The organism is Moraxella equi (assembly GCF_002027555.1).
Taxonomy (GTDB): Bacteria; Pseudomonadota; Gammaproteobacteria; order Pseudomonadales; family Moraxellaceae; genus Moraxella; species Moraxella equi.
On sequence record NZ_MXAP01000140.1, the window covers coordinates 1 to 682 of the forward strand.

Consider the following 682-nt stretch of genomic DNA (forward strand, 5'->3'; position numbering starts at 1 on the left):
GCAATTCGCAATTCGCAATTAAGCCATAACCACGCCCAAAATCCCCAATTCATCAAAGGGGATTTGTCATGATTATCCAAAAACTTTTTGAGCAAAGTAATCCTACCCAAAACGAAAAACTTACCCTTTTAAAAGAACATTTCCCCAACTGTTTTGATAAAGACGGTCATTTTTTACCCGAAAAAATGGCAAGCGAATTGCAATCATCAGACATTGTTAGCAGTCGTGAATTTTATCAATTAAATTGGCTTGGCAAATCCTATGCCCGTTATTTGCGTGATTGTCCGTCCATTACCTTATTTGGCGAAAATCAATCACACAATCAAGCTCCCCAAAATATCAATAGCCAGAACCTGCTTATCAAAGGCGATAATTTAGAAGTATTAAAACACCTAAAAAACGCCTATCAAAGAGCGGTAAAAATGATATACATAGACCCGCCCTATAATACAGGGTCGGACGGTTTTGTTTATCAAGATGACCGTAAATTCACGCCCGAAAAGCTGGCACAGCTTGCCGATATGCCATTGGACGAAGCCAAAAGAGTGCTTGATTTTACTGCCAAAAAATCTAATTCGCACAGTGCATGGCTAACCTTTATGTATCCCCGTCTCTATATCGCCCGTGAATTATTAAAAGATGATGGCGTAATATTTATCAGCATTGATGATAATGAACAAGC

1 protein-coding gene is annotated in these 682 nt (G+C 38.7%); it reads left to right on the forward strand.

The annotated features are described in order from the left end of the window. Positions 1 to 68 precede the first annotated feature (68 nt). On the forward strand, positions 69 to 682 hold a 614-nt coding region (locus B5J93_RS11875; RefSeq protein ID WP_143823548.1), incomplete at its 3' end, for a DNA methyltransferase.